General features: G+C 50.1%; 24 protein-coding genes. 15 read left to right on the top strand and 9 right to left on the bottom strand.

All coding sequences use genetic code 11. The features are described 5' to 3' along the window. Nucleotides 1-84: 84 nt before the first annotated feature. From DFR42_RS06415 to DFR42_RS06400, 4 genes are read left to right on the top strand one after another with little or no spacing between them, the layout of a single operon-like run. Nucleotides 85-1,083, top strand: coding sequence for a hypothetical protein (locus tag DFR42_RS06415; protein ID WP_110254047.1), 999 nt, complete (start codon nt 85-87; stop codon nt 1,081-1,083). 43 nt (nt 1,084-1,126) lie between these two features. Continuing rightward, nucleotides 1,127-1,765 (top strand): VOC family protein, encoded by a 639-nt coding sequence (locus tag DFR42_RS06410; protein WP_110254046.1) that lies wholly within the window; start codon nt 1,127-1,129, stop codon nt 1,763-1,765. A 35-nt stretch (nt 1,766-1,800) separates the two neighbouring features. Then, on the top strand, nt 1,801-2,457 hold the full coding sequence (locus DFR42_RS06405) for a penicillin-insensitive murein endopeptidase (protein ID WP_110254045.1): 657 nt from the start codon (nt 1,801-1,803) through the stop codon (nt 2,455-2,457). 15 nt (nt 2,458-2,472) lie between these two features. After that, a complete protein-coding gene (locus tag DFR42_RS06400) occupies nt 2,473-3,261 on the top strand; it encodes a DUF4184 family protein (protein ID WP_110254044.1) in 789 nt (262 codons plus the stop codon). Between the two features lie 7 nt (nt 3,262-3,268). Here the strand turns inward: DFR42_RS06400 and pstS (DFR42_RS06395) are convergent, their stop codons facing one another. Next, complete coding sequence (gene pstS, locus DFR42_RS06395) at nt 3,269-4,318, bottom strand: phosphate ABC transporter substrate-binding protein PstS (RefSeq protein WP_110254043.1); 1,050 nt, start codon at nt 4,316-4,318, stop codon at nt 3,269-3,271. Nucleotides 4,319-4,512: 194 nt separating this feature from the next. On the opposite strand from pstS (DFR42_RS06395), the gene DFR42_RS06390 reads away from it, so the two are divergent. The 3 genes from DFR42_RS06390 to DFR42_RS06380 all read left to right on the top strand — a co-directional run bounded on the left by DFR42_RS06390 (nt 4,513) and on the right by DFR42_RS06380 (nt 6,892). Continuing rightward, entirely contained in the window at nt 4,513-5,007 is a 495-nt protein-coding gene (locus DFR42_RS06390) for a hypothetical protein (RefSeq protein ID WP_110254042.1), read from the top strand. Between the two features lie 250 nt (nt 5,008-5,257). After that, complete coding sequence (locus DFR42_RS06385) at nt 5,258-6,022, top strand: GNAT family N-acetyltransferase (protein ID WP_110254041.1); 765 nt, start codon at nt 5,258-5,260, stop codon at nt 6,020-6,022. 3 nt (nt 6,023-6,025) lie between these two features. Next, complete coding sequence (locus DFR42_RS06380) at nt 6,026-6,892, top strand: UDP-2,3-diacylglucosamine diphosphatase (RefSeq protein ID WP_110254040.1); 867 nt, start codon at nt 6,026-6,028, stop codon at nt 6,890-6,892. Nucleotides 6,893-6,908: 16 nt separating this feature from the next. Here the strand turns inward: DFR42_RS06380 and DFR42_RS06375 are convergent, their stop codons facing one another. The 3 genes from DFR42_RS06375 to ppk1 form a co-directional block, all read right to left on the bottom strand. Beyond that, nucleotides 6,909-7,796: an EamA family transporter gene (locus tag DFR42_RS06375; protein ID WP_110254039.1), complete on the bottom strand. Its 888-nt coding sequence runs from the start codon at nt 7,794-7,796 to the stop codon at nt 6,909-6,911. A 111-nt stretch (nt 7,797-7,907) separates the two neighbouring features. Continuing rightward, nucleotides 7,908-8,387: a phosphohistidine phosphatase SixA gene (gene sixA, locus DFR42_RS06370; protein ID WP_110254038.1), complete on the bottom strand. Its 480-nt coding sequence runs from the start codon at nt 8,385-8,387 to the stop codon at nt 7,908-7,910. 2 nt (nt 8,388-8,389) lie between these two features. Further along, a complete protein-coding gene (gene ppk1 / locus DFR42_RS06365) occupies nt 8,390-10,570 on the bottom strand; it encodes a polyphosphate kinase 1 (RefSeq protein WP_110254037.1) in 2,181 nt (726 codons plus the stop codon). Nucleotides 10,571-10,766: 196 nt separating this feature from the next. Here ppk1 and pstS (DFR42_RS06360) point away from each other — a divergent pair, with 196 nt between their 5' ends. From pstS (DFR42_RS06360) to phoR, 7 genes are all read left to right on the top strand, one after another. Further along, nucleotides 10,767-11,810 carry a phosphate ABC transporter substrate-binding protein PstS gene (pstS, locus tag DFR42_RS06360; protein WP_110254036.1) on the top strand — a complete coding sequence of 348 codons (1,044 nt, stop codon included), beginning with the start codon at nt 10,767-10,769 and terminating at the stop codon, nt 11,808-11,810. Between the two features lie 190 nt (nt 11,811-12,000). After that, on the top strand, nt 12,001-12,945 hold the full coding sequence (gene pstC / locus DFR42_RS06355; RefSeq protein ID WP_245936868.1) for a phosphate ABC transporter permease subunit PstC: 945 nt from the start codon (nt 12,001-12,003) through the stop codon (nt 12,943-12,945). A 2-nt stretch (nt 12,946-12,947) separates the two neighbouring features. Then, complete coding sequence (gene pstA / locus DFR42_RS06350) at nt 12,948-13,820, top strand: phosphate ABC transporter permease PstA (protein ID WP_110254035.1); 873 nt, start codon at nt 12,948-12,950, stop codon at nt 13,818-13,820. An 11-nt stretch (nt 13,821-13,831) separates the two neighbouring features. After that, the gene (gene pstB / locus DFR42_RS06345; protein WP_110254034.1) at nt 13,832-14,611 is read left to right on the top strand and encodes a phosphate ABC transporter ATP-binding protein PstB; all 780 of its coding nucleotides are present in this window, start codon (nt 13,832-13,834) and stop codon (nt 14,609-14,611) included. Between the two features lie 134 nt (nt 14,612-14,745). Beyond that, nucleotides 14,746-15,456, top strand: a complete 711-nt coding sequence (gene phoU, locus DFR42_RS06340) for a phosphate signaling complex protein PhoU (RefSeq protein ID WP_110254033.1) — start codon at nt 14,746-14,748, stop codon at nt 15,454-15,456. Between the two features lie 9 nt (nt 15,457-15,465). Further along, nucleotides 15,466-16,152, top strand: a complete 687-nt coding sequence (gene phoB, locus DFR42_RS06335) for a phosphate regulon transcriptional regulator PhoB (RefSeq protein ID WP_110254272.1) — start codon at nt 15,466-15,468, stop codon at nt 16,150-16,152. 170 nt (nt 16,153-16,322) lie between these two features. Continuing rightward, a complete protein-coding gene (phoR, locus tag DFR42_RS06330) occupies nt 16,323-17,615 on the top strand; it encodes a phosphate regulon sensor histidine kinase PhoR (RefSeq protein ID WP_110254032.1) in 1,293 nt (430 codons plus the stop codon). A 43-nt stretch (nt 17,616-17,658) separates the two neighbouring features. Here phoR and DFR42_RS06325 read toward each other — a convergent pair whose 3' ends face one another. The 5 genes from DFR42_RS06325 to DFR42_RS06305 all read right to left on the bottom strand — a co-directional run bounded on the left by DFR42_RS06325 (nt 17,659) and on the right by DFR42_RS06305 (nt 23,723). Beyond that, entirely contained in the window at nt 17,659-17,898 is a 240-nt protein-coding gene (locus tag DFR42_RS06325) for a pentapeptide repeat-containing protein (protein ID WP_110254031.1), read from the bottom strand. A 72-nt stretch (nt 17,899-17,970) separates the two neighbouring features. Then, nucleotides 17,971-19,803, bottom strand: coding sequence for an aminopeptidase P family protein (locus DFR42_RS06320; RefSeq protein WP_110254030.1), 1,833 nt, complete (start codon nt 19,801-19,803; stop codon nt 17,971-17,973). Between the two features lie 174 nt (nt 19,804-19,977). After that, nucleotides 19,978-20,457 carry a GNAT family N-acetyltransferase gene (locus DFR42_RS06315; protein ID WP_110254029.1) on the bottom strand — a complete coding sequence of 160 codons (480 nt, stop codon included), beginning with the start codon at nt 20,455-20,457 and terminating at the stop codon, nt 19,978-19,980. A 15-nt stretch (nt 20,458-20,472) separates the two neighbouring features. Further along, entirely contained in the window at nt 20,473-22,533 is a 2,061-nt protein-coding gene (gene metG / locus DFR42_RS06310; RefSeq protein WP_110254028.1) for a methionine--tRNA ligase, read from the bottom strand. A gap of 128 nt (nt 22,534-22,661) precedes the next feature. Continuing rightward, nucleotides 22,662-23,723 carry a hypothetical protein gene (locus DFR42_RS06305; protein WP_110254027.1) on the bottom strand — a complete coding sequence of 354 codons (1,062 nt, stop codon included), beginning with the start codon at nt 23,721-23,723 and terminating at the stop codon, nt 22,662-22,664. Between the two features lie 279 nt (nt 23,724-24,002). On the opposite strand from DFR42_RS06305, the gene DFR42_RS06300 reads away from it, so the two are divergent. Then, the gene (locus tag DFR42_RS06300; protein ID WP_245936843.1) at nt 24,003-24,884 is read left to right on the top strand and encodes a DUF2167 domain-containing protein; all 882 of its coding nucleotides are present in this window, start codon (nt 24,003-24,005) and stop codon (nt 24,882-24,884) included. The last annotated feature ends 12 nt before the right edge of the window (nt 24,885-24,896 follow it).

The following is a 24,896-nucleotide window of genomic DNA, read 5'->3' as shown; positions in this document are numbered from 1 at the left end:
TAACAGAGATTGTGGTTACATGATGAATAATGTTATAAAGAAGTATTGAGTTAATATTATTTCTTTATAAATCTTTTTCATCATATGCGCCCATCTCTGCTTTCACCTCTGCTCTCATCTATATTCGTCGGCTTGCCAGCATTCGCGCTGTGCATCCCTTTCTCCGCCCTCGCTGCTAACAATGTAGATCAACCCAGCAAAAGCTCAGCGCCGGTTAAAAGCCTGGCAGTTGATCAGAAATCTGATGCGCGTAATGTCATCACGACTGTGCCGCCAGAGTCAGCGATGGAGCGCTTTGAAATGAAAGACGCGCAAGGCCGTAATATCGCCTATGTGGCGTTGACAGATGGCGAGGTAGGCGGCCTGGTCTTTATTGACAATAAACTTTTTGGCACAGTATCAAAACAGGATGCACTGGCATTTTACAGCTGCCGTGGTTATACCTCCGCCGTCAAATACCATTGGGCAAAAGATGCGAATGCCTGGATAGGTGGCCTGCTGGCAGCCAGCCAGACTACACCGGCAGTGACCCTGCAATTCTCAGGCAAATCTTCCTGGCGCAGCATAGTCGAAGTTGTTAATAATCCTTCATTGTCACAAATCGGCTCACTGGTCGATATCGGCACTAATCCTTTTGGTATTTTGCGCAAACTCAATAATGCGCGCGAATCCATGGCGGAACGTGAATTGTTTGAAAAAACCAGGTTGCGCCTGATGGATGTCACGACCGGCACCAGTGAAGAAAGAGTGGCCGAGATCATCAAGCCGGAAGACGTTTCTTTTGCCGTCGGTGGACTGGTCATGGCTTATCCACGTTTCTCAATTGAATATTTTATTGCTGACGGCGCGGTGAAAGCGATACAGCAACCATCTTTCCATTTCCTCTCGCATAAACAGGCCGCTCTGTTTTATGTGCCCAATGCAAAATGGGAACTCTGCACGCCAGAAGGCTGGCGAGGTGCTTTGCCAACCGTCAACGCAGCGGCAATCACCAATCCAGCGCCTGTCTCTGCACCTGCTCCTACACCTGCACCTGCACCTGCACCTCCACCAGCCACAATTAACGCAGGCGAAGCCAAATAAGCAGGCCGGACTCAGCACACTTTCTGGAAATGCGGGGCATCATTTGTCAGTTTGTATCATAGATCACATCACCGTCACTGCGCCTGATCTTGCATCAGGTGCAGCATATGTTCAACGTGTGCTGGGTGTTGAACCACTGGCTGGTGGTGAGCATGCGCGCATGGGCACGCATAATATGTTTGTGCGCCTGGGGCCTGAGTTATTCCTCGAAGTGATTGCCCCAGATCCGCATGCTGCCAGGCCAGAACGGCCACGCTGGTTTGCACTCGATACGCTGACATCAGATAGTCAGCCCCGTTTGTCTAACTGGGTGGCACGAACCAGCAATTTGCAGACAGCCCTGGGCCAGACCACAGAAGACCTCGGCAAAATCGAACCCATGAGTCGTGGCAAGAATCATTGGTTGATCACGATACCGGAAGATGGTTCCCTGCCATTGCAGGGGATAGCGCCAGCCCTGATCGAATGGCATACTGCTGCCCATCCCGCTGCGAATATGCAGGACCATGGTATCAGTTTGCTGAAACTGGAATTATTGCACCCTGATGCTGCCAGGGTTTCCCGGCTGATGCAGGAGCTGGAGATGCAAGGCCCCGTTTCAGTTAAGTCAGTTCCTATACAACAAACGCCACAATTGATCGCCCACATCATGACGCCAAATGGATTGCGGATATTGACTTGAACATACTCAGACTAAACTGCATCTGGCTGCTCTGCATGATCCCGGCATTCTCTTGTGCCACGCAAGTCAAAGAGAGTATATGTTATGGGACTGTGGCCAATGGGTGGCTGGAAAATGGAATCAGTTTGCCAGCCAAGGGAAGCAACTTTTCTGCTTACAGCAGCCTGGGCGTCAGTCTGGGCCGAACCTATGTGCATACTGCCGTTGCAGATATTATCGCTCTGGCTTATCAGCAACTCCAACAAACTGCCAGCGATAGAGTGTTTGTGTATGGCGAAACGGGCTGGAAAGAGGGCGGGCGCATACGTCCCCATCGCACTCACAAAAATGGTTTATCGGTCGACTTCATGGTTCCCGTGATGGATGCCAAAGGCATATCACGTCCTTTGCCTGGCAGCGCCGACAATAAATTTGGCTATGATATTGACTTTGATGCTCAGGGGCGCTTTGGTGAATATCAAATAGATTTTACCGCACTGGCCGAGCATCTATATCAACTTGATCTTGCTGCAAAAGCCAGGGGCAGGAGCCTGGCTCTGGTGATCATTGACCCGCCTTATCAGGCAAAATTATTTGCCACACCGCGCGGTGCATATTTGCAAGAACATGTGAATTTTATGAAAGGGAAGGCCTGGATCCGGCATGATGAGCATTATCATGTTGATTTCGCTATCCCCTGCAAACAGAACTAAGCCCTGTAAGTCATCATGCCCTGGACATTTGCTCACCCGCTCGCCATTCTTCCTTTGCAGCGTCTGGCACCCCGGCGCTTCAATCTCATGGCCTTGATCATAGGCAGTATTTCCCCTGATCTTGGCTATTATGTATTTGCCTTTGACCTGGCGACACTGGCTCATCAATGGCATGGCTTGCTGCTGGTGTGTCTGCCTGTTGGTTGGGTGGTATTCATGTTCTTGCGCTATATGCAAGCGCACTTTATTTACCTGCTGCCGCAAATGCAAAGACAGGCATTACAGGCACACATGGCCGCCCCCCAGTCTTTGTCGCCATCACAAGTAACCTGGATTTCAATAGCATTGATTTCAGGGGCAGCAACGCACATCGTCTGGGATGCATTCACGCATGCAAATGGTTTTGCTGTTGCTTACTTTGACGTATTGCGCCAGCCAGTGGATATTGCAGGCGTGCATACAAAAGCTTTTCACTTATTGCAGCATCTGAGTACGCTGGTGGGGGTAGTGGGGCTGGCCTGGTGCTATCTGCAATGGCTAAAGAAATTACCCCATATCGTGATACTCGAACCACGCGAGAGCGATCAGTGGCGTTATATATTATTTGCAAGCACGGCGATGACTTCATTCTTGCTGGGTTTGCCTATGGCTTATTCTCTATCTGGCGCAACGACTGGCAGCATGGCGAAAGAAGCTTTCCTCTTTCGCCTGGCATTATGCGCAACCACCTGCTTTGCCTTGTTGCTGACTGTTGCTGCTGTATTGATCGCCAGGGCCAGGACTGCACCACCAGCACAAAACTGAACTCCCTTTACATGGGGTTCAAATTCCAGTTCAGAACTTCACCCTTTTTATCGGTAACGGTCGTCATTTCCTTGAATATCCTGGCTTGCAGGCTGTCTGGCAGGCGCACAAAGTCTACGCTGTTGACATAGCGGTCACCCCGCATGAAGGCCCAGGTAAAAAATTTCATGGCAGCCGTCGTCTGTTGTACATCTTTAGCCCGCTGCTGCATGACGATGAAAGTACCCATGGTGATAGGCCAGGTTTTCAAACCAGTCTTGTCGGTCAGCATTTCTTCAAAATTGGCATCGGTTTTCCAACTGCTATTTGTCAGCGCAGAAGAAAATGCCTCAGCAGAAGGGGCAACGAATTTGCCATCGCGGTTTTGTAGCAGGGCAAAGTCGAGTTTTTCTTGCGTCACATAGTTATAGTCTATGTAGCTGATGGCGTACGGTGTTTTCTTGATAGTGCTGGCAATATTACTGCTCCCCTTGACTTGTATAAGACGGGCGTTCCAGGGTATGGTGAAATTTCTGCCAAATTTCCCCTGCCAGTTTTTGCTGACCTTGCTCAGATAGTCAGAAAAATTATAAGTCGTGCCTGAGCCGTCCTGACGCACGATGACTTCTATGCTTTTGGCGGGCAAGCGCAGGCCTGGGTTTTGTGCGCTGATGGCGGCATCATTCCATGAAGTGATTTCACCAGAAAAAATGCCAGCCAGTATTTCACCAGTGAGGCGCAGTTCAGCAGTTTTGATGCCGGGCAAGTTGATGACGGGGACCACGCCAGAGATGGCAGAGGGGAACTGTATCAGTTTTTCTTTTTTCAGTTCTGCCTGGCTCATGGCGGCATCACTGGCGCCAAAATCTACAGTGTTTTCCTTGATTTTCTTGATGCCTGCAGAAGAGCCATTGGCTTGATAGACAATATTTGCACCACCGGTTTTGCTATAGGCATCAGCCCATTTTTGGTAAAGGGGGGCTGCTGCGGAAGAGCCTGAACCCTGTATCTGGGCATGACTTACTACAGGAGAGAGGGCTAAAACCAGGGTAAATAATAAAGAATTACGTGTATTCATAATAAAAACGAAACAATAGGGTGGGAAAATGCTGCCCGGTGAAACGGCGCGGATTATCTCATGAGCGGCGATATTTTTTCTTGCGAGCGTTTTTTTCGTAATGTCCCTGTCATTTCTTCTGGCTATGCTTGCTCCTTGCATAACAACAATAAATTGTTTATATTGTTTACATGTTTTCTAACCTGGAGGCTGGAATGGCAACCGCAACAACGAAGAAATTGAGTCCGGTAGTGGCAGCAAGTACAGAGAAAAAAATCGTGGCTGTTAAGAAGAGCCCAGTCGCAGCAGTCAAGAAAAAAGTCGTCAGCAAGCCTGTTACTGATGAAAAAACACCATTGAAACCACCAGTAAAAGTAGCCGCGAAAGTGGCAACAAAAGTGGTAGCAAACGCACCAGTCCGTAGCAAGTCTGTCGCTAAAGCTGTAGAGGTGAAGCCGGTAGCTGAGCCTGTAGTGGAAAAAGTGAAAAAGCCTAAATTGGTGCGCGACAGCTTCACCATGCCGGAAAGTGAGTATGCTGCCCTCGGCGCAGTCAAAAAAGCCTGCCTTAAGGCTGGAGTGGAAGTCAAGAAAAGCCAGTTGCTGCGCATAGGCGTGGCTTTACTGGGCAAAACAGATGTTCCCACCCTGAAAAAATTGATCGCAGGCCTGGCTCCATTGAAGGCTGGCAGGCCAAAGAAAGAAAAATAATACAGACTTATAGCTGTGTTTGGCTTTATTAAGCTGTATTGCTAAGGGTCTGGGTCATATTCTCCGTTCTGGGGAGATGTGCACCCAAATCTATAGATTTCACCTGTCTATCCCTGCCTGACATTCGTCAGCCAGGGATTGTTGTTTTTTTGACTTGTCATAAAACTGACATTCAACTGTCATCTTGCTGAAGTAATCCTTGATTATTCTTCGTTCGTCGGATCAACGAACAACATGACAAGGACGATGAATGCGATTACTCACGATACCCGCCGATGCTAATCCCAGTTTTTCCAAGCTAAATCTGAGCCTTGCTACCACGGCAAAAGAAGTCAAAGAAGTGCAGCGCCTGCGCTATAAGGTCTTTATAGAAAGCATGGGCCTGTCTGCCTTATCCAATCCCGATGGCCTGGATAAAGATGAATTTGACGAACATTGCGATCATTTGATCGTACGTGACTCCAAGACCCTGAAAGTGGTAGGCACCTACCGCATACTGGGACCAAATGCGGCCCGCCAACTGGGTCGTTATTACTCTGAAACAGAATTCGACCTGTCCCGCCTGCAACACATACGCAATAGCGTGGCAGAAGCAGGCCGCGCCTGCATACACCCTGACTACCGCAGCGGTGCCGTCATCATGTTGCTGTGGGCTGGCCTGGCTGCCTATATGCGCCGTGAGCGTTGCTCGCACCTCATCGGTTGCGCGAGTATCAGTCTGACTGACGGTGGCCAGAATGCCGCCGCGATCTACCGTGGTTTATCTGCAGCAGATTTTTCTCCACTCGAATATCGCGTTACGCCGCACACGCCTTTCCCGCTTGATGAAATCGATAGCAGCACTACCGAGGCACGTATCCCGCCGCTGCTGAAAGGTTATTTGCGTGCTGGTGCCTGGGTCTGTGGTGATCCCGCCTGGGACCCTGATTTCCATAGTGCTGATTTGTTCGTCATGTTGCCATTGGCGAATCTGGATAACCGTTACGCACGCCATTACGGCACAGGGGAGCAATAAAAGATGAAACCAGCCGATCAGTTCCTGAATAGCAAATTGTATAAAACCGGTAAGAAAGAAACCCAGCGTTTCCGCACTATCTGGATTTCAGATTTGCATCTGGGAACGAGCGGCTGCCAGGCGGCCAAGTTGCTGGAGTTCTTGCGTGCTACCGACTCAGATACCCTTTACCTGGTTGGTGACATCATCGATGGCTGGCAACTCAAGCGTCGCTGGTACTGGGATCAAACTCATAATAATGTGGTGCAGACCGTCCTGAAAAAAGCCAAGAAAGGCACGAATGTCATCTTCGTGCCTGGCAACCATGACGAGTCGGTACGCCAGTTTATCGACCTCGATTTCGGTGGTATCAAGATCAGGGATGAGCTGGTGCATACCACTGCGGCAGGCAAGCGCATGCTGGTCTTGCATGGTGACAGGTTTGATGGCGTCATCGCCTGCGCCAAATGGCTGGCTTATGTAGGCGACAGCCTGTACACGGTCATTTTGAAATTCAACCAGATTTTCAATAACTGGCGCGCCCGCGCTGGCATGCCTTACTGGTCGCTGTCTCAATACCTGAAGCAAAAGGTCAAGAACGCGGTCAGCTATATCACGCAGTTTGAAGATGCACTGGCAGACGAAGCCCGTCGCAAAGGCCTCGATGGCATCATCTGCGGTCATATCCACAAGCCAGAGATACGCGACATAGGCGGTATCCTGTATTGCAATGATGGCGACTGGGTTGAGAGCCTGTCAGCCCTGGTGGAAGACGCCAGGGGTGAACTCAGGCTGGTGACCTGGCATGATATCTGCCACCCTGAACATGTGGCAGATGCCGTGACAGATACCTATGTAGAAGAACCTGAGCTGGAAACAGTCGCTGGCTGATTTTGCTTGATTGTGCTCAGGTGGTTGCAGCTGGTTTGAACCATGACCAGATTCGTAGGCCAAACTGGTTGCAGGCCAAACCGCCGAGTACCAGCAGACCAGCGCAGATTTTCCACCAGAATAAAGTCTCGTTCAACACAATAGACGCAGTGACCATACCAACTACTGGCACCAGCAAGGTGAACGGCGCTATGGTGGCAGCAGGGTATTTACGCATCAGCCATGACCAGATGCCAAAACCGACGATGGTATTCGGATAGGACTGGTAAGCGATCGCTCCGATGGAAGTCCAGTTCAGTTGCGCATAAGCTGCCTGCCAGGCATCCATGCCTTCCATCATGTACGACGCCAGCAGCAAAGGCGGACTGGCAATGGCCGAACCCCATACCACCATGGACAGAGGATTAACCACACCTATCTTCTTGGTGACAATATTGGCGATACTCCAGCACACTGCGCCAGCAACCACCAGCAAGAATCCTATGATGGTTGCCTGTGCTTCCAGATGCATGGCCACCAGGGCCATGCCAGACAAGGCAATCAGGGCACCCAGCACCTGCACGAATTGTGGCTTTTCTCCCATGATGACAACCGCCAGCCCCATGGTGATAAAGGCCTGTAATTGCATGACCAGGGACGCCAGGCCTGCAGGAAAGCCCAGTTTGATACCGCAAAACAAAAGCGTGAACTGAAAGGCGAACTGGAACATGCCATAGGCAACTACCCACTTCCAGGATGTTTTTGGAAGAGGTACAAAAAATATCAGGGGCAGGGCAGAAAATATAAAGCGTGATGCGGTGAATAGCACAGGCGGTAAGCCTTGCAAGCCGATTTTGATGACAACGAAATTAATGCCCCAGGTAATAACTGCGAGCAGGGCGGCAAGGATGTGCGTAGGTTTCATCGTACTTTATGAGTAAAGACGGTCCTCCATACTAACAGCAAGCCGCATTTGCTGCTGAGACCCAGTATTTTTACCTGTAACTTATCTCGCACCAGCCAGACGCTGTGGCGCTTATTTCACCACCAGATCGGGCGACATGATGGCCTTCAGATAGGTTTGTACGATTTCATTTTCCCGCTGCTTTTGCGTGATCCACCAGACATTTCCCTTGCGTACGCTGTACTCTTGCAAGGGATGGCCCAGCAATTCAGCGGCGACCTGACCCAGATAGGGTTGGTGGCCGATGATGAGCACAGGTTCGCGACTATTCGGCCAGTTGGCGGCAGTCAGAACATCGTTGACCGTAGCTGCCGGCCCCAGTTCTGGCATGATTTTGTACTTCCTGCCACAGGCGATCAAGGCCTCAGCCGTGTCCCTGGTACGTATGGTGGGGCTGGCCAGTATCCTGCATGTTTCAGGCAGCGTACTGTCCAGCCAGAAAGCGATTTTGCTGGCCTGCTTGTTTCCCTTGCCTGTCAGTTTTCTGAATTCATCAGTCAGCTCAGCCGTTGCCGGTTCTGCTTCTGCGTGACGCCAGAGAATAAGATCCATTATTAATTTTCCGTATCAGCTAATGAACCCAGTGTCTGCATTAAATGTTGCTGGGCGCAGAAGCGTACTTGCTTGGCCCTGGCTTTCTTGCGCTCGTAACGGCCATCTGAATCCAGCGTCCAGGCATTCACATTGTCTTTCAAATAGGGTTCCAGGCCTTCAGAAATGACACGTTTTTTCAATGATTTTTCCAGCACCGGGAAAGCCACTTCAATACGGCGGAACAGGTTGCGGTTCATCCAGTCAGCACTTGCGAGATAGACATCATGTGCCAGGTCATTGCGGAAGTAATAGATGCGACTATGTTCCAGGAAGCGACCTATGATGGAGCGCACCTTGATATTCTCGGACAAACCAGGCACGCCAGGGCGCAATGCACAGGCACCACGGATGATGAGGTCAATCTTGACGCCATCTGCCGATGCAGCATACAGAGCGCGGATAACAGATTCATCCAGCAGTGCATTCATCTTGGCAATGATGCGGGCAGGGCGACCTTCACGTGCGATGCGCGCTTCATTACGTATGGCTTTGATGATTTGCGGTTGCAGGGCAAATGGTGCCAGCCACAGATAATCGAGTTTCTTGGGTTTGGTCAGGCCAGTCAGATGGATAAAGACTTCGTTGACTTCTGCTGCCACACCAGGGTGGGCTGTCAGTAAACCAAAATCGGTATAAAAGCGTGTAGTAGATGGATGGTAATTGCCTGTGCCAAGGTGGGCATAGTGGCGCAAGGTGCCGCCTTCTTCACGGCGTATCACCAGGGCCAGTTTGGCATGAGTCTTCAGGCCAACCACACCATACACAACTTGTGCGCCGGCGCGTTGCAGTTTGTCTGCCCAGTTGATATTGGCCTCTTCATCAAAGCGCGCCATCAGTTCAACGATGACGGTGACTTCCTTGCCCAGTCTGGCTGCGGTAATCAGCGACTCCATCAAATCCGAATTCATGCCAGTACGGTAGATGGTTTGTTTGATGGCGACTACGCTAGGGTCTTGCGAAGCTGAGCGTATAAAGTCAATGACAGTTTGGAAAGGCTGGAAGGGGTGGTGCAGCAAGATATCTTGTTTGCGCAGTAAAGTGAAAATGTCTGCGTGTGCATACTTGCCAACTGCCTTGGCAGAGAAGGGTGGGAAGCGCAGGTTAGGTTGTTTGACATGGTCAACCAGCTCGCCCAGCCTGACCATATTCACTGGGCCATCAACCGGGTACAGGCGGTCGCTGTCCAGGCAGAACTGTTCCAGCAGGAAGCGGGATAAGTCTTCGGGACAGTTTTTTGCTACTTCCAGACGTACCGCAGCACCAAACTGGCGGGTTTGCAATTCACCCTGTAAGGCCTGGCGCAGATTCTTGACTTCTTCTTCATCTACCCACAAGTCGCTGTCACGGGTGACGCGGAACTGTGAATAGTTGATGACTTCGCGACCATTGAACAAATCTTCAATATGCGAGTGGATGACTGAGGACAGCAGACAAAAGGCCATGCCATCGTTCGATAATTCGTCGGGCAGACGGATGATGCGCGGTAAAACGCGTGGTGCCTTGACAATGGCGATGCCAGTGCCACGGCCAAAAGCATCCTTGCCTGCCAGCGAAACAATGAAATTCAAACTCTTGTTGACGACCTGAGGGAAAGGGTGGGCCGGGTCGAGACCAATTGGTGTCAACAATGGCCTGACTTCGCGTTCGAAATAAGACTTGACCCAGGCACGCTGTGCTTCATTGCGCTCGGAGTGGCGCAGCAGGTGTATGCCTTTTTGCGATAACTGCGGCAGGATTTCCTGATTCAGTAATTCATACTGCCTTTTTGCTAACTGGTGGCATTCGTCACTGACGCGCTTTAGCATGGCCTGGAAGGCAGGGTGCTGCACCAGTTCACCATCCACCGTATTTTGCGCCAGCAGGCTGGCTACCCTGACTTCAAAGAATTCATCCAGGTTGCTGCCGACTATGCACAAGTATTTCAGGCGCTCAAGCAGTGGGATGCTGCGGTCTTCTGCCTGCGCCAGTACACGCCAGTTGAAAGCGATTTGTGACATTTCCCTGTCCAGAAAGATCACTGAACGTGATAATTCTGGCACATTTTGCTTGCCCTGCTTGTTTGCAGTCTTGTTTTCTACGTGAGAAATATCTTTCACCTCTTCCGGTTCAGTGGCTGGCGAGTGTGCATCCTGGTTTGGCATAGTTTTTTGCATGTCATAAAGGGTGTCATATATATACGCAAGCATTCTAGACTTCTTAAATGACAAGTTTATGACAAAAAAATGATAACAAGTGCAATTATTTCACAGGCTTTGTTTCACGTCATAATCCTGTCATATTTGGCTTGTACAGTGCGCCTCGTAGTACTGAATACTGTTATTTAACTCTGAGGTGAACATGCAAATCAAACGTGTTGTCAAAACTCTCATCGCTGCAATTGGCGTCGCTGTCACATTTGGCGCTGCTCAAGCTGCTGACATTACTGGCGCTGGCGCGACTTTCCCATATCCAATTTATGCAAAATGGGCAGAAGCTTATAAAAAAGCCAGTGGCAACGGTCTGAACTATCAATCCATCGGTTCTGGTGGTGGTGTTAAACAAATCAAGGCAAAAACTGTTGATTTCGGCGCGTCTGACGCTCCATTGAAAGCAGAAGAGCTGGATGCCGAAGGCCTGGTGCAGTTCCCAGCCATTATCGGTGGTGTAGTGCCAGTGGTTAATCTGGAAGGTATCGCTCCTGGCAAATTGAAAATGACAGGCGATGTTCTGGCTGCCATCTACATGGGCAAAATCACTAAATGGAATGCACCTGAAATCGCAGCGATTAATCCTGGCGTGAAATTGCCAGCAGAAGATATCACTGTTGTTCACCGCTCTGACGGTTCCGGTACAACTTTCCTGTGGACAGACTACCTGGCCAAGGTCAGCCCTGAATTCAAGACTGCAGTCGGTTCTGCAACCGCTGTCAAATGGCCAGTTGGTGTAGGTGGCAAGGGTAATGAAGGCGTGGCTTCCAGCGTCAAGCAAATCAGAAATTCCATAGGCTATGTTGAATACGCCTACGTGAAGAAAAACAAGATGACACACACCTTGTTGAAAAATGCTGATGGCCAGTTCGCTGAACCAGATGATGAAAACTTCAAGTCCGCTGCTGCTGGCGCTGACTGGAGCAAAGCACCAGGCATGTACCTGGTACTGACTAATCAGCCTGGCAAAATCACCTGGCCTATTACTGGTGCTTCTTTCATCCTGATGCACAAATCTCAGGCTGATGCTGAAAAAGGCAAAGAAGTATTGAAATTCTTTGACTGGGCATTCAAAAACGGTGGCGCAATGGCTGCTGAACTGGAATATGTTGCTTTGCCTGCCCCGGTTGTCAAATTGATCGAAGACAACTGGAAAGCCAAAGTTAAAGATGCTTCCGGTAAAGCACTCTGGTAATAAAAAGTTTGAATCTGTTCATACATTGAACTAAACGATCGAGGTAATCCGGAACTATCCGGATTACCCTCCGGTGGAAAAGACACCCATGACCAGCCAAATGTCCTCCGTCAACATGACTGCACCAACTGCAATCCCACCCGCCGCAAACGCAATAAAGCATCAGGCCGACCAGATCGACCCTGCGAAAATGGCAGCAGTAATGCGCCGCCAGCGTTGGCAAGATTTCTTTTTTCATAAACTGACCTTCACTTTCGCCGCTCTTGTGCTGGTAGTGCTGGTCGGTATCATTATTTCTTTATTCCTGCGTGCCATTCCGGCCATGAAGGAATTTGGTTTGCCATTTATCTGGACCATAGAGTGGGACCCGGTCAATGACAAATTTGGCGGTATGATCGCCATCGTCGGTACGCTGGTAACATCCATCATCGCTTTGCTGATTGCTTTCCCGGTCAGTTTTGGTATTGCCTTGTTCCTGACTGAGATTTGCCCTAACTGGCTGAAACGCCCATTGGGTACGGCGATTGAATTGCTGGCTGGTGTACCTAGTATTATTTACGGCATGTGGGGCCTGTTTGTATTTGCTCCGCTGTTTTCTCAATATGTGCAGCCAGCTTTGGCCGCTACACTGGGCAAGTTGCCAGTGATAGGTGTACTGTTCTCTGGCCCCATGATAGGCATGGGTATCCTGGCAGCTGGTGTGATTCTGGCTATCATGATCATCCCTTTCATTTCTTCTGTAATGCGCGACGTGTTTGAAGTCGTACCGCCAGTCTTGAAAGAATCTGCATACGGCCTGGGTTGCACCAAGTGGGAAGTAGTACGCAAAATCGTTTTGCCTTATACGAAAATTGGTGTGGTCGGTGGCGTCATGCTGGGCCTGGGCCGTGCGCTGGGTGAAACCATGGCGATTACTTTCGTGATCGGTAATTCCCATCACTTGTCCTGGTCTCTGTTTGCCGCAGGTAACAGTATTGCCTCGACACTGGCAAATGAATTTGCCGAAGCTGAAACACCATTGCACACATCTTCACTGTTCCTGCTGGGCTTGATACTGTTCGTGATTACTTTCATCGTGTTGTCCGCAGCGAAGCTGATGTTGCTGGGCCTGTCACGTAAAGAAGGGGCAAAATAATAATGGAAAATTCTACGATGCAATCTGCCAGCAACCCGGTATATCGCCGGCGTGTGCTGATGCATAAAATAGGTATTACCTTATCCTCCATCGCCATGGCGCTGGGTGTGTTCTTTTTGATGTGGATCCTGTTTACCTTGTTGCTCAAGGGTTCTTCGGCAATTACTTTTGCCATGTTCACAGAATCCACACCGGCACCAGGCAGTGATGGCGGCGGTTTGATGAATGCCATCTTCGGCAGTTTCGTGATGGTAGGTATCGCTACGCTGATATCTACACCCATCGGTATTCTGGCGGGTATCTACCTGGCAGAATATGGTGATAAAAGCTGGTTTGGTGGTGTAACACGTTTTGTGACTGACATCATGTTGTCGGCCCCATCCATCGTGGTTGGTTTGTTCGTGTATGCGATTTATGTCGCCAACGTCAAACACTTCTCAGGCTGGGCTGGCAGTATTGCGATTTCCCTTATCGCTATTCCTGTGGTGGTTCGTACTACGGACAATATGCTGGGCCTGGTGCCTGCAAGCTTGCGTGAAGCGGCATTTGCACTGGGCGCACCACGCTGGAAGGTCGCCCTGATGATACGTTTGCGTGCCGTTAAAGCGGGCGTGGTTACTGGCATCTTGCTGGCAGTAGCACGTATCTCTGGTGAGACTGCACCTTTACTATTCACGGCCTTGAATAACCAGTTCTTCAGCAGCAATATGAACCAGCCTATGGCGAATTTGCCGGTGGTGATTTATCAGTTCGCCATGAGCCCGTACGACAACTGGCGTGAACTGGCCTGGGGCGGCGCATTGCTGATCACCTTCAGCGTCCTCGGTTTGAATATTTTATCGCGTACTTTGTTTAACCAAAAAACACAGCATTAATTGGCCTCGATATGACTACTCTACAAGACAATCAACAGAAAAAAGCAATCGAAATCGGCGGGCTGAATTTCTTTTACGGTGCAACACGCAGCCTGCGCGATATCAATCTGAATATTTACGACAAAAAAGTCACTGCTTTCATCGGCCCATCCGGTTGCGGCAAATCGACTTTATTGCGTACCCTGAACCGCATGTATGACCTGTATCCAGGCCAGCGCGCAGAGGGCAGCATTATTTATAACGGCAAGAATATCCTGGATGCAGATCAGGACATCAACCTGTTGCGTGCCCGCGTAGGCATGGTGTTCCAGAAGCCAACACCTTTCCCTATGTCGGTGTATGACAATATCGCGTTTGGCGTGCGTTTGTATGAAAACCTGTCCAAGGGCGAGATGGATGAGCGCGTTGAGTGGGCCTTGAAAAAAGCCGCGATCTGGACAGAAGTCAAAGACAAACTCAACAAGAGCGGTTTGAGTCTCTCTGGTGGTCAGCAGCAGCGTCTGTGTATCGCCCGTGGCGTAGCCGTGAAGCCTGAAGTCTTGCTGCTGGATGAGCCAACTTCAGCACTGGATCCTATCTCTACAGTCAAGATCGAAGAACTGATCAATGAGTTGAAAGAGGAATACACCATCGCCATCGTTACCCATAATATGCAGCAGGCAGCGCGTTGCTCTGACTACACTGCCTATATGTACCTGGGTGAGCTGGTCGAATTTGGTGAGACTGATCATATCTTCATGAACCCTGTGAAGAAAGAAACTCAAGACTATATTACTGGCCGTTTCGGCTAACAGACGACGCACCGCGCATGCTTATCCATGTCAAGGCATGGATAAGCGATGCTGCATATATGTAGCCTGAACAGGTTACATAAAACAGCGACGTTTACATTTATATTTTGCAATTGCGCATTCAGGAGAAACCTGTGACAGGCGAACACTCTTCAAAACAATATGATATGGACCTGGAGACAATACGCTCCAAGGTCTTGTTGATGGGCGGCTTGGTGGAAAGCCATTTTCACGATGCTATGTCCTGCTTCCGTACCGGTAATGCAGTTCAGGCAGAAGCAGTGATCCAGTCTGACCTCGAAGTCAATCGCCTCGAAGTGGCGCTGGATGACATGTGCAGCCACCTCATCGTCAAACGCCAGCCAGCAGCAAATGACTTGCGTACTGTCATGGCGACTGGCAAGGTCATCACGGATCTTGAGCGCATAGGCGATGAATCGACTAAAATTGCGCGTATCTCAAGGGATGCTGCGACTACCAAGCGTGGCGTACCCATGTTTAGCGGCTATGAGACCGTGCGCGTACTGGCCAGCAGTGTGGCAGACATGTTGCACCAGTCTCTCGATGCTTTTGCCCGCCTCGATGGTGACAAGGCTGTGCAATTGATTGCCCAGGATGCGCTGATCGACAATGATTTCCGCTCCATCATGCGTAATCTGATTACTTTCATGATGGAAGATCCAAGTACGATATCATCTTCTCTTGATGCATTGTGGGTTGCCAAGGCGATAGAACGTATTGGTGACCATGCCAAGAACATTGCCGAACATACGATTTATATCGTTGAAGGCAAGGACATCCGTCATTCAGACTATGTAGCAAGCAAGCAGGAACAACAGAATTAATTATTAATGATGGCTACAGACACAACAATACTCATCGTAGAAGATGAACCGGCAATCGTAGAACTGGTCAGTTTTTCCCTGCGTGCAGCAGGCTGGAATACTTTTGCCGTCAACACGACGGCTGAAGCCTGGGAGTATTTGCAGCGTCGCACCCCGCAATTGATTTTGCTGGACTGGATGTTGCCGGATCAGAGTGGTTTGCGTCTTTTGTCCAAGATACGCTCAGACCGTCAGTTTAACGAAATCCCCGTCATCATGCTGACTGCAAAAAGCATGGAAGAAGACAAGATCGCTGGCCTGGATCATGGCGCTGATGATTATGTCACCAAGCCTTTCTCTCCACGTGAACTGACTGCCAGGATCAAGGCACTGTTGCGCCGCAAGAGCCCAGAGCACGCGCAGACTGCTCTGACAGCAGGCACGGTGGTGCTCGATCCGGTCAGTTGTACCGTTAAGATAGACGACAACAAGGTTGATATCGGCCACGCCGAATATAAACTGTTGAAGTTCTTCATGGCACATCCTGAGCGCGTATTTTCACGCAGCCAGTTACTCGACAAAGTCTGGGGCGACCATGTCGTCATCGAAGAGCGTACGGTAGACGTCCATGTACTGCGCCTTCGCAAGGTCTTGAAGAATGCCGAGTCGCTGATCAAGACTGTGCGTAGCGTTGGCTACATGCTGTCTGAAAAATAAACTGGCACCCGGGCTGTTTATAGCACACTGCATAGCCTGTATGCAGTGTGGCAGTGCATTCCCTGTTTGGGAATTGACTGCAAACATTGCTCACTGATATCAGCAAAACCTTTATCATTGCAATTGTGCATTACATTTCAAGCAATTACTGAGGACCCTCAGGACCCATTATGTCTCCACGCCTTATTTTCTGGATTTCTGCATTTGTACGTATCGTCCTGGTTCTCATGGGAGCCGCATCTGCTATGTATATATGGGGCCCGGTAACAGGTTTGGTGTTAGGCCTGATCGGTATGGTGACCCTGTTTTGCGTCCAGCTATTTTATTTGCAGCGCCTGGCTGACTGGCTGGATAATCCCAATAGTTCACGCCTGCCTGATGGCTGGGGCGCCTGGACAGATATTTTTTCACGCCTTTATAAATTGCGTCGTGATGATGAAAAAAACCAGGCTGAACTGGCAGAGTGGCTGGCACGTTTTCGCCAGGCCATGACGCTTTTGCCAGATGGTGTCGTCATCATGGATGACGTGCTATTTCTGGAATGGTGTAACCCGGCAGCAGAAAGCCATCTGGGCCTGAGCCATGCGCAGGACAAGGGCATGCGCGTGACCAACTTGGTACGCAGCCCGGAATTCATGGATTATATTATCCTCGGTCGCTACGAAACACCATTGACACTGTCTTTCCGCGACCGCAAGCTGATTGCCCACATCATCCCGTTTGAAAACCGCCGCCAGATTCTGGTGACTCATGATGTGACTGAATCAGAACGCATAGACATGATGCGACGCGACTTTATCGCCAACGCCTCACATGAATTGCGTACTCCATTGACGGTCATCAATGGTTTCCTGGAAATCGCTTCCATGCAGGACGACCTCGATAGCCATACCCGTAATATGCATCTGAAACTGATGACAGAGCAGGGTGAGCGTATGCAGCGCCTGGTAGAAGACATGCTGACCCTGACCAGGCTGGAGTCGGTTGATTACCCACCTCGGCCAGAGCGTATCAGCATGCTCGGTTTGTTGGAGCAGATATTACAGGAGGCGCATGCCCTGTCTGCCGGCAAGCACAAAATTACGCTGGAATGCACAGGTCCCGACATACGCGGCAGTAATGATGAAATCCGCAGTGCACTGACCAATCTGGTCACGAATGCGATCCGCTATACGCCAGAGAACGGCAATATCAGGATATGCTGGATAGATACTGCGAATGGCCCTAAATTTGCGGTACAGGACGATGGCATAGGCATCAGTGCTGAGCATATCTCGCGCCTGACCGAACGGTTTTACCGCGTCGATAAAAGCCGTTCGCGCGAGACCCAGGGAACAGGCCTGGGCCTGGCGATCGTCAAACATGTGCTGCTGAGGCACAAGGCGAATTTACTGATTGAATCTACGCCGGATGTAGGCAGTAAGTTCTGCGTACAGTTTCCGGTTTCAGCAATCAGTGTATAAAAGCAGGGTTCCAACATAAGAAAAGCCGCATATGCGGCTTTTCTTATTTTTTGCTTTGCTGATATACGTGTAACAGTTCAGATACCAGTATGCCATTAATTTTCATGCCAGACAGCTCACTGCTTTCTATGAGTACGTCCTTGAAGGAGATATCCGCGAAGCGGCAGCCTTCCATATCTACGCTGCGGAAATTACTGCCGCGTAATTGAACCTGGCCGAAGTTTGAGCCAGTCAGATCCACATTATGAAAATTCCTGCCCTGCAAAAGTTTGCTGTCTTCCATCGCCTGCCTCTTTACATAGATATTAATGACCACCCGCCGCCAAGGCTGCAGGCAAGTAAGACTTTCAGTTTATTAGCTGGCTGAACGCAACAGAGGCTGAGTCCTTTCTTTCAGCCATTCCAGCGCCGCACCGCTGACGCGTGGTGACAGGCGTTGCAAGACGGTCGCATGGTAATCATTGATCCATTTGACTTCGTCTTCACGCATTAACTCTATCGTGATGCAGCGAGTATCTATAGGGCAGAGCGTGAGTGTTTCAAATTCCAGGTACTCGCCAAATTCGGTCTGCATGGCTGGCACGTTCAGCAGCAGGTTTTCTATGCGCACGCCCCATTTGCCAGGGCGGTAGATGCCAGGTTCATTCGAAGTAATCATGCCAGGTTCCATCGCCATATGCGCTTCTGCTATTGCAGGGGAAATGCTTTGTGGGCCTTCATGCACATTCAGGAAATAGCCTACGCCGTGACCTGTGCCATGACCATAGTTAACGCCGTCAGCCCAGATAGGAGCGCGGGCTACGGTATCAAGCATGGGTGACAAGGTGCCGCGTGGGTAACGCATTTGCGAAAGGTTGATCATTCCCTTCAAGACCAGGGTAAAGTCACGTTTTTGCGCTTCTGATACCTGGCCTACAGGAACGACGCGGGTGATGTCCGTCGTACCATTCAGGTATTGTCCACCAGAGTCGATAAGCAACAGGCCGTCACCTTCAATGACGGAATGCGATTCTTTGGTCGCACGATAATGCGGCATGGCACCGTTGGCATTGAAGCCAGCGATGGTATTAAAACTGGGTGAAACAAAGTGTGGCTGGCGCGCACGGGCAGCACAGATTTCTTCATCTATGGTCAGCTCAGTGATGCGCTGCTTGCCCAAGGCACCTTCAAGCCAGGTGAAGAATTCACACAGCGCTGCGCCATCCTGTTCCATGGATTCACGCACAAATTGTGCTTCTTCTGCAGTCTTGCGGGATTTGGCAAATACAGAAGGGTTGATGGCTTCGATGACTTTAACTCCGGCCGGAATACTTTGGCGGAAACCATAAGTGATCCTGCGCGGGTCTATCATGATGCTGCTGTCTGCTGGCAGAGCCGCCAGTGCAGAGGCAGCTTCGCCGTAGTCTGACAGACTGACGCCATCTTTTGCTAGTATGGTCGCCAGTTCTGCCGGGACTTTGCCTGTGGAGACAAACAGTTTTGCCTCAGTCTGGCTGATCAGGGCATGCCCAACAAAGACCGGGTTATAGCTGACATCAGCGCCACGCAAATTGAAAATCCAGGCCAGGTCATCGACCGTGGACACAAAGTGCCAGCCTGCATTTTTGCTGCGCATCTGTTCGCGTATCATCGCCAGCTTATCGGCGCGGGAGACTACGGCATAAGGTGCTGCATGTTCATAAATTGCAGCCTGCGGCAGGCTGGGGCGTTCGCTCCATACCTTGTCCAAAAGATCATGGCTGGTATTGAATGTAATGTCCTTGCTTTTTAAGGCCCGTTCCAGGGCCCTGGCAGTTGCCAGACCCAATACTGCACCATCTACACCCACCGTTTGTCCGGGCTGCAAATTGCTGGCCAGCCAGTCTATGTACAGGGTGGCTGCAGCAGATGCGATTTTCATCATCTTGATGCCAGTCGGCGCCAGTTCTGTTTCTGCTGAGCTCCAGTAGCGGCTGTCTACCCAGAGGCCTGCGAAATCAGCCGTAACGACCAGCGTACCTACCGAGCCGGTAAAGCCCGAGAAATAGCTGCGCCCTTGCCAGCGGTCAGGCAGATATTCAGACAGATGCGGATCGGAGGACGGCACGATATAGGCATCCAGTCCTTGCGCCTGCATGGCAGCGCGCAATTGCACCAGACGGGCAGGGATGGGGGAGGTGATGGCGGAAGGGCTAACAGGACTGTTCATGGATGGATTTCCAAAGCAGGATAGACAGAGGTACGGACAAGTTTATTACCAAGACTGTGCAAATACAGCTTATGCCTGACGATATTGTTGGAATGTCAGCATTTGCCTGCATTTACAAAACTGGGAAAGAGTATACCTAAAATATATTAGATATGAGCAAGTATGCCGATTTCTTTAATTTTTCAAGAATCGCCGCATGACATGCGGGGGAGGCTCATTTGGATTGGCGTGAGAATACTCAAGCTCAGGCGCGAGTTCAAACTCAAATGCGGCATACAAATCCAGCAGGCGGGGCTGGTCGCTGCGTACACCGAGGCGTAATTCTTCTATGCCGGATGCCTGGGCCGCATGAATGACTGCTTCCAGCAAATGCTGTGACAGGGCTTCACCCCTAAAAGCAGGCAAGACCCCCATGCGCAGCATTTCCCAGCAATTGTTTTCCGTATCCAGCGGCAGCCAGCGTACCGAGCCCACTGGTTCATCATCCAGCAGCAGGACAAAGCCGCCGCCCTGCATTAAATCATTGCAGACGCGCTCACTGCTTTCATGGTGGCCGCTGGAAGTGGCGGCTACCTTGTCAGTCCAGCAAGTGCGGGTCAGATGCGCGATGAGTTGCGCATCTTCAATGGCAGCTTCACGAACAACGATATTCATACGCTGGCTTAGATGTTAGCGAACACGCATGCCTGGTTGTGCACCAGGCCAGGCTTCCAGTATGTACAAGCCTGGGTTAGCCTTTTCATCAGCAGCAGATGCGGCCAATACCATGCCTTCTGACATGCCAAACTTCATCTTGCGTGGTGCCAGGTTAGCCACCATGACGGTGAATTTGCCTATCAGTTGTTCTGGCTGGTAAGCAGACTTGATGCCTGAGAACACATTGCGGGTGCGGCCTTCGCCCACATCCAGCGTCAGGCGCAAGAGCTTGTCTGAACCATCTACATGCTCGCAATTGACGATCTTGGCTATGCGCAGATCAACTTTGGCAAAGTCATCAATCTTGATTTCTTCGGCCAGTGCTTCGATGTCAGAAGCAGCAGCTTCTGTAGTTTCAGCACTCGTTGTTGCAGCCGGTGCTGGCACATCAAACAAGTCGTCAAATATCTTCAAATCCACCCTTTGCATCAAGTGCGTATAAGGATTGATCTTGTGATGATGTGGCAATGGGGTAGCAACATCAGCCCATTGCAATGGGGCGATATTTAATTGTGCTTCTACCTGTGCTGCCAGCTGTGGCAAGACCGGTTTCAGGAAGATAGTCAGGATACGGAAAGCTTCCAGCAAGCGGCTACAGACTTCCTGCAATTTTGCATCGTTCTCTGCTTTTTTCGCCAGTTCCCAGGGCTTGTTGGAATCGACATAGGCATTTACCAAGTCAGCCTGCTCCATTGCTGCGCGCAAGGCTTTGCCGTATTCGCGTGCTTCAAACAAGGCCTGGATTTCTGGCGCAACATTGCGCAGATTATTCAGGAAAGCATCATCTGCCGTCGCCCAGTCAGTCGCTACCACACCATCAAAACGCTTGCTGATGAAACCGGCAGCGCGGCTGGCGATGTTGATGTACTTACCGATCAGGTCAGAATTGACACGCGCAACGAAGTCTTCCGGATTCATGTCCAGGTCTTCGACCTTGGCATTGAGTTTGGCGGCGAAGTAATAACGCAGCCATTCCGGGTTCATGCCTATTTCCAGATAGCGCAGTGGTGAAATGCCCGTGCCACGTGACTTGGACATTTTTTCGCCAGAGACAGTCACAAAACCATGCGCATACACATTGTCTGGTGTTTTATAACCAGAGAACTTCAGCATCGCTGGCCAGAACAGGGTATGGAAATAAGTAATATCCTTGCCGATGAAATGGATTTGCTCAGTCGTCGGGTCAGCCATGAAAGCATCGTAATCACGGCCGATTTTACCGAAGTAATTTTTCAGCGAAGCGAGGTAACCCACAGGCGCATCCAGCCAGACATAGAAATACTTGCCCGGTTGGTCAGGAATCTCGATACCAAAGTAAGGCGCATCACGGCTGATATCCCAGTCACCCAGACCGCCTTCGCCTTCCAGCCATTCCTTGCATTTATTCGCTACTTCAGACTGCAGGCGGTTGTCTTTCAAAGCCCAGCCACGCAAGAATTCCACACATTTTTCATCAGACAGTTTGAAGAAGAAATGCTCAGACGATTTCATGATCGGTGTCGCACCGGTCAGGACGGAATAAGGATTTTTCAATTCTGTAGGCGCATACACGGCGCTGCAGACTTCGCAGGAATCACCATACTGATCCTTTGCGCCGCATTTAGGGCACTCACCCTTGATGTAACGGTCGGGCAGGAACATGTTTTTGACCGGGTCAAAAAACTGTTCTATGGTTTTACTGGTGATGAAACCGGCAGATTTCAGTTTGCGATAGATGTCCTGCGACAACTGATGGTTTTCTTCACCATCGGTTGAGTGCCAGTTATCAAACTGAATATGGAAGCCATCGAGGTATTGTTTGCGTCCGGCAGCAATCTGCGCCACAAATTCTTGTGGAGTGATACCAGCTTTTTCAGCTGCAATCATGATAGGTGCACCATGTGCATCATCCGCGCCGACGAAATGTACCTCGTGACCCGACATTCGCTGATGCCTTACCCAAATGTCAGCCTGGATATATTCCATGATATGACCAAGGTGGAAGGGCGCATTAGCGTACGGCAGGGCAGTGGTAACAAACAGCTTACGGGTCATGGTTGATGCACTTTTTATGAACGGACAAGAGCATTATTCTAACAGCGAATGCACAAATTGCAGCCGCTATGCCCTGATCCTGAGGGATAGTAAGGGGATTTTCGTATTGTTTTGCTAACGGATGCTGTTCAAACTACCCAGGCACCATTCCTGTAGACAACTTCATCATCGAGTTTTACCGCCTCGGTAACAGCAAAGACATCGACATGATGGCGGCCTTCACCACGCTTGATATGCGGTTTGGCATAACTGCCATGCTTGGCCCCCAGTGATAAATGGACGCCGCACATACGCTCATAAGTGCCTATGTCGCGCACGGTTTTATCCTTGGAAAAGGCCTTGTTCATGCCAAAACCCAGTTCGCGCACCCAGACCACACTATCGTCAGCACGGATATTGGCCAGCACCTGATCAAATTCTGGCGTGGAATTGATAGTGTCAACAACCTGGCCTTTTTCCACGATCAGGGTAATCGGTTGCTCTGGACGATTGACAGTAAACGTCGTATCGCCAAAGGCAAAGATGCGGATTTGACCATAAACGTCTTCCAGTGCTACCGATTCTGTGAACACTTCGCCGATAGGGAACTGGCCGCCAACATTATTCATCTGGCGATAATCACCGACATTGAGCTTGGCTGGTTCAAAGCGGCCACTGAAGATCAGTTCAGCGCCACCACTATCGACGATGCCGCCCCTCGCACTATCAATTTTTTGTTTGAGCGCATTGCCTGTACCGCGATAGTAGTTGGCATCATAGGCCAGCGATTCTATGTAATACAGGTTTTCATCACCCTCCATGCGGGCCAGGTGAGGATGTTCTATGACTTTCAAGCCGCGTTTGAATAACTCGACACGCAATCGGTAGGCTTCGAGGCGAAAATTGGTGGACTGTATCAACACCGCCAGATCAGATGCTTGCAAGTTGTTCAGGGTTGCCAAAATCAGTTCTGGTGTTTCTGCGTCAAAATCGATAAAGCGTGCAGCAGGCAGGCAAGCACGATAGGCGCTGGTCAGTGCCACCGCCAGTGGGCAGCGCTGGTCATACACGACGATTGCCTGATGTTGATCCGTATGCTCAAACGCCAGTTGCAGAACATCACGCAGATGATGCTCTGCCATTGTTACTGCAAATGCAGGCAAGGGTTCCAACGAGTGATCGATATCGGTATTGCTTGTGGAGGTGGTCATGATTCTGCCGGTGCTTGTTCTTCGCCAAGAATAATAAGCACTTTTATATGAGTGGTAAGCCTGAACTGGGGTCGCTATTTTAGCGCCTAATACCTAAGTATGGATTTGATTTCACCCATGTTTCAAGGCATCATGCTTAACTTTATGGAAACAAAATGTGTATAAACTCACAAAAGTCCATAAATTACATGGATGTAATCAAAGATTAGCAAAAAATTGATCAGTAACATGCCTTGATGGCATATTGATCATCAAAATATAAATTTACAGGGAATGAATATGATCGCTAAGCAGTTTTTAAAGTGGCTGGTAGCTTTATTGTTTATGGCCTCCGGCCATTTTGCTTATGCGCAAAATGCCGCGGCTGAAGCAGAAATGAAAGCGGCCTTTGACGAGGCCAGGAAAGTCATGCAGCCTGGTCCTGCAGAAATTAAATTGATCGATCAGGCTGTCTTGAAAGTGCCGGCCGGTCAATTCTTCGTCCCTATGCCTGCAGCGGGGCGCATCATGCGCGCGATGGGCAATTCTTCTATCGAGAGTCTGCTGGGAGCGGTTTTCCCTGAGCAAGGTGACTGGATGATTGTGGCTGAGTATGAGAAATCCGGCTATATCAAGGATGATGATGCCAAGGACTGGAATGCCGATGATTTGCTGAAAAGCTTGAAGGAAGGTACAGAACAGGGCAATAAAGAACGTGCTCAGCGTGGCATCCCTGAAATGCAGCTGGTGGGCTGGGCAGAAAAGCCTAACTACGATGCGGTGACGCACAGGCTGGTGTGGTCGGCCATCACCAAGGACAAGCAGGCTAATAATGACAACCAGGGTGTTAACTACAATACCTATGCACTGGGCCGTGAAGGTTATATCAGCCTGAACCTGGTGACAGCCCTCAATGATTTGCCACAACAAAAAGCCATTGCCAAAGATTTATTGGGGCATCTGGAATTTACAGATGGTAAACGCTACAACGACTTTAATATCAGCACTGATAAAGTGGCTGAATATGGTCTTGCTGCCTTGATAGGCGGCGTTGCAGCCAAGAAGCTGGGATTGTTTGCCTTGATTTTCGCCTTCCTGGCCAAGTTCGCGAAACTGGCACTGGTTGCCGTGGTAGGCTTGGGCGCATTGATAGGCAAGTTGTTTGGCCGTAAGAAGGCGTAGTTTTGTTGCTCC

The organism is Undibacterium pigrum, assembly GCF_003201815.1.
Lineage (GTDB): Bacteria > Pseudomonadota > Gammaproteobacteria > Burkholderiales > Burkholderiaceae_D > Undibacterium > Undibacterium pigrum.
The sequence above is the reverse complement of the archived record's forward strand: the minus strand, read 5'-3'. Positions and strand labels throughout refer to the sequence as shown.